The 4,924-nt window shown below is 39.1% G+C and carries 6 protein-coding genes; 2 read left to right on the top strand and 4 right to left on the bottom strand.

Features of this window, described 5'->3' with window-relative positions:
* Positions 1 to 1,004 precede the first annotated feature (1,004 nt).
* Entirely contained in the window at positions 1,005 to 1,406 is a 402-nt protein-coding gene (locus LD39_RS11355; RefSeq protein WP_035546421.1) for a secondary thiamine-phosphate synthase enzyme YjbQ, read from the bottom strand.
* Complete coding sequence (dapF, locus tag LD39_RS11350) at positions 1,403 to 2,380, bottom strand: diaminopimelate epimerase (RefSeq protein WP_035546419.1); 978 nt, start codon at positions 2,378 to 2,380, stop codon at positions 1,403 to 1,405. The genes LD39_RS11355 and dapF overlap by 4 nt, the downstream gene beginning before the upstream one ends.
* A 127-nt stretch (positions 2,381 to 2,507) precedes the next feature.
* Between dapF and LD39_RS11345 the strand changes: the two genes are divergently transcribed.
* Positions 2,508 to 2,792, top strand: coding sequence for a hypothetical protein (locus LD39_RS11345; RefSeq protein ID WP_035546417.1), 285 nt, complete (start codon positions 2,508 to 2,510; stop codon positions 2,790 to 2,792).
* 314 nt (positions 2,793 to 3,106) lie between these two features.
* Positions 3,107 to 3,298: a hypothetical protein gene (locus LD39_RS11340; protein ID WP_035546415.1), complete on the top strand. Its 192-nt coding sequence runs from the start codon at positions 3,107 to 3,109 to the stop codon at positions 3,296 to 3,298.
* 36 nt (positions 3,299 to 3,334) lie between these two features.
* Here the strand turns inward: LD39_RS11340 and LD39_RS22645 are convergent, their stop codons facing one another.
* Both LD39_RS22645 and LD39_RS11335 read right to left on the bottom strand, forming a co-directional pair.
* Complete coding sequence (locus LD39_RS22645; RefSeq protein WP_156112628.1) at positions 3,335 to 3,499, bottom strand: hypothetical protein; 165 nt, start codon at positions 3,497 to 3,499, stop codon at positions 3,335 to 3,337.
* Positions 3,500 to 3,700: 201 nt separating this feature from the next.
* A complete protein-coding gene (locus tag LD39_RS11335) occupies positions 3,701 to 4,498 on the bottom strand; it encodes a TerC family protein (RefSeq protein ID WP_035546412.1) in 798 nt (265 codons plus the stop codon).
* Positions 4,499 to 4,924 lie beyond the last annotated feature (426 nt).

Below are 4,924 nucleotides of genomic sequence, written 5' to 3'. Positions count from 1 at the left end.
ATTCGGCCCGATGATTCCAACTAAATCTCCTCTGTTCACGGAGAGGCTGACCCCCTTTACTGCTTCATTACCATAATAAGAAACATGCAAATCTTGAATAGAAATGGCAATATTCTTCATCATTTTTCCTCCCTTTTTACAATCAAGATCCTGCGATATTTAAACTTTTCATCTTTTTTCCAACACCTTCATCTAATCATAAGTCTCAAATATTTGAAAAAGACGAAAATAATTAGCTTAAGTCATTTAATTTTCCCGCACGCAACTTTTAAGGTAAAAATTTTTGCTTTTATAATATATGGCGCCAACAACAAAAAGTTTCCTTGATGCAAAATATATAGATTAACCCATGAAAAGTCAAGTGTTTTTAGAAGAGACTTACTCATCTATAAATAAAAAATCGTTGTGTAAACGTTCTCAAAAAAGACACATTTCTTATCGTTGTAATCCTTCAAATCGTAGTATAATAAAAGTGTAAAGAAGATCACTTGAATTACAAAAGATAAACAGCTTAGGTGGCTCAACCATCGCGAGTTCGTTTCCAAACGAACTGGAAGGCTCTGACCTTGAACGGTACGCAAGTTTTTTCAAAACATGTTTACCCTCCCTGGATCAAGGCATAGCCAGCGCAAGCACTTTCGTGACAGCAGTGTCCTGTTTGAAAAGAGGTTCTCTTGAAAAGAAAGTGAGTAGAAACGGGGCGAAATCTTAAACGGTACGCTTCCCCTTTGCTTTTGACAAGGATCCAATGAGTGTTCCCCTTGTCTTTCAGCATACTTGAGAACCTGTATAAGACTTAACCAAATGCAAGAGGAAACGAATCTTAAAGAATGACCCTATGAAATTTCCAATTCCTACAAGGAAGTAAGGGATGATTCTACCCTGGTTGAGTCACCTAAGTTGTTTATAAAATGTTTATTCTAACACCACTCATTGGTGTTAGTTTTTTTTATCCATTTATTTGAATACTAAAAAAATGAGCGGGCTATTCCGCTCATTTTTCATTATCCTTGTATGATTTTCGCTTTAAATTTTCTGCTCCGCGGCCCGTCAAATTCACAAAAATACAGCCCCTGCCATGTTCCAAGCACGAGGCGACCATCTTCTATGATCAGCGTTTGAGCATGGCCGATAGTGCTCGTCTTCATGTGGGCGGCCGTATTCCCTTCCATGTGTCGATCTTCTGGATGTTCCCATGGGTAAACTTCGGAGAACCGTCTTAACATATCCGTCTTCACATCCGGATCTGCATTTTCGTTGACGGTTAATCCAGCTGTTGTATGCATAGAGGATACCACCACGAGCCCATCTTTAACGCCTTCTTTGCTGATCCATTGTTCGACCTGAGATGTGACATCGATCATTTGGTCATGCTGGTTCGTTTTCAATTCAAAAATTTTTTTCATGAAGATTCACCTCCGATTTGTGATAAAGCATAGCCTTCCAGCTGCTGATACTTCTCATTTTCTTCATTGAAAAAAGTCTTTTCATGGACTTGAAATTCTTTATCATCGAAATTAACGTCCACCACTGATTTGTACACATAAGTTCCATTCCCTCTAAGCTGGATGGAATAACGTTCGTCTGTTTTCTTTACGACACAATTGACGAGACCGCCTTTATTGATCACTACAATTGGTGTATCCAATTCATTTGGACCGAGCATTGTTGATACGAGGGATGAGGCTGACATTGCCGTCCCGCAAGCATTAGTTAATCCAACACCGCGCTCATAGGTCTGGACGAAGATTTTGTTTTTCTCTAAGATTTTAACGAAGCTGACATTCACGCCCTTCGGGAATACTGCTGGCAAATTGTTCGCCTTCTTTCCAACGTGAAGTAATTCATCCTGCAGCACCTCGTCCATGATCGAAATGATATGTGGATTCGGCACGCTTAAAGCTGTAAATGTCCGCTCATTTGATAGTTCAGGTATAACCTGATCAACCACTTGTTCCTCCTTCACAGTCATTGGAAGTGACGAGGCCTCGAAGGATACAGGTTCAATAGCAACGGAAAACGTATCGATGCCCGGATAAATCTCAGCGACTTGCGAAGAGGCTAAGACCGCCTTTTCTGTTTCGATGGCAACCTCAGTTTTTCTCAGTTTTTCAATCACATAACGGGCGACGCAACGCAGACCGTTTCCGCACATTTCTGCTTCAGTTCCGTCTGAATTAAACATCCGCATCCGAGCTTCAGCCTTTTCACTAGGCATGACAAAAAGAATGCCATCAGATCCGATCCCTTCCTGACGGTTACATAGCAATATGGATAAATCTTTTCGCTGCTGTTCCGTAAATGAATAGTTCTTTGTCATTTCATCAATCATGATGAAATCATTCCCAGATCCATGACACTTGATAAATTCTATTTGCACTAGCGACTCCCCCTACGCTTTTCATTTTTATCATCATAGCATACATACTCAAAGGGTTAGAAGGATGTGTTTTTCTTCATATAAAATGGAATTTAATGTTAAAGTATTAAAAAGGAGGAAACGATCAGTGAAGAAACGAAGAGAATGTAATTATTGCGGAGAACCGGTTCCACATAAGAAAATTATCTCCTCAAAGTTAGACCACATCGTTTGTCCAAATTGCAACAAATCCAATCAACTGGCAAAGTCTACTCAGTGGATCTGGTTCTTTAGTATTTTTCTAATCATCTTCATTTCCGGGGTGATCTATAACTTAGACCATTCCTATCTCATCACTGTCACCTTAAACGCCCTCATCTGTTTGCCTCTAATTGCAATGATCTATCTTTTTACAGTTAAATTAGTAGAATAGAAGGAAGGTGATTCAGTGTGTGCGATAATTACATAGATATGAGTGATTTGAAATAAGTGGTGAGTGATTGTACTGAGCATTTGAGTGATAGACTCCAAAAATCGATGGATACTCTAACATATTTAATTGATATGAAGAGGGAATCCAATTTTATAAGAACACGTCTACTCTAAGGCATACACAAGTACACCTGAATGACATTACGAAACTGAAGGTTTCATTAAATAAGAGGCAAGTTCTATAGCTAGATCGATACCGAAATTTGGAGTTATTCGATCCAGTTAAATGATACAATTTTAATGAGGAGGGATCAGATGAATAAAGAGTTTCGTGTAAAGATCGGCTTATTCAGCAGCCTTCTCTTATGTCTGGTTGGTCTGTATGACTTAATAGCTGAAGAAACCGTAACAAGTATCAAATACTTCCCCATAATTCTTGTCATAGCTGGATTTATCGGAGCGATAGGCAACTATATGGAACTAAAGAAAATCAATAAAACCAGATAACGAGCAAAAAAAAATTAGGCAGCGGTCTGCCTAACATCAATATTTTTGCACGTCCCATAGTTGTCGATCTCTTAAGATAGAATTTAGTTTTTCGGCTAGAGTTTTAGCTTCATCCAGTTCAGTGAAAACTTTATCTTTTTGAATCAGAGTTTCCTTTAACACTTCTTTCTTTCCACTGTTATTTCTGACTAGCTTATACATTCTTCCTACCCCTCCACCGCTTGAAGTAACAAAGGTGTAACCTTGTATACTATTATTATAATTTTTGTCCACGTAGATTCAACGGAGAGAATTGTCTATAAAAGTAGAATACGTGTTTTCTATTAGACCTTTTCTGACATACGTATCCATAAAAAAGCTCAGAGTAAAACTCTGAGCTTTCCTAATAAGAAGGTTTTTCATTTAATTAGAGTTTGATTTGCTATAGTGCGTTTCGTTCTCATAACTCTGTTCAGGTAATTTTCTTCCTGAAATAAACCAGCCGCCTATCGCAATCGATAGTAATACTGTCCAGAAAGTGATCGTCCAAGGTAGACCATGAGCAAAGTGTTCATCCAGCACTCCAACTTCTTTATGCGACAGCGTAATAACCGCAAGTTTTACACCAACCCACGCCACAATCAAGTAAGCAGTTGTTTCAAGACTTGGACGTGTTTCAAGCAGTTTAACGAACCAGGTTGCAGCAAATTTAATTAAGATTAACCCTGCAATTCCTGCCGTTATGATGACGATAAATTTACCTCCATCCATGCCGCCAAACTGTGGAAGTGGAGAATTCGGAAGCGCTAAAGCAAGGGCTACAGCAGCAAGAATAGAGTCAATAGCAAACACGAGATCTGCCAGTCCTATCTTTACGACCGTCGGCCAAAAACCTTTACCTTTTGACGGATGTTGCTCTGTCGATTCTGAATCATCCTCATCAGAGCCTCCAATGATATTTTTCAGACCCAAGTACATGAGGTAAACGGCCCCAATCGCTTGAACTTGCCATACATTGGCTATAAATGAAATGGCAAAAAGAGCTCCGAACCTAAAAATAAATGCACCAATGATCCCGTAATTTATGGCACGTTTCTTTTCATCTTCTGGTAAATGTTTAGCGATCACGGCCAGTACCAAAGCATTATCAGCCGACAATAAACCTTCCAGGCCAATCAGGATTAATAATGTCCATCCGTATTCTATCCAAATGGAATCCATGGGTATATCTCCTCTCAAAATAAATAGAGGCCTTTACCACCTTCACATGGAAAAGACCTCAAAATATAGAGACCTTTACCGAGTTGGCAAAGGTCTCGCTAGCAACTTGATAGCCGCCAGTAGTGCCGAGAGTAATCTATGTTACTCTGTATTGACGACACTACTGTTAAAGCTACTCCCCTTTTTAAACTATTAGAACTATACCAAGTTAATTCCTAGTGGTCAAGTTTCTTATCCTCCCTGAGGCTTCTCTTCGCCATTACTCCTTTAGCTTTTTGGTTATGTTGGATGATCTTGCTGTTTCTCGTTAGATAGATATTTTGGTATATGGATAATAATAGTTATTCAGCAAACGTGCAGAATTCTGTAAGACTCGATTTCGAAATGTTTATGTAGTTTTAGGGTCGTTGGGGAAGGGCTCGTCTA

Origin of the sequence: Halobacillus sp. BBL2006 (assembly GCF_000786645.1) — a bacterium.
Taxonomy (GTDB): Bacteria; Bacillota; Bacilli; order Bacillales; family Halobacillaceae; genus Halobacillus.
This window is presented reverse-complemented; position numbering and strand designations above follow the sequence as displayed.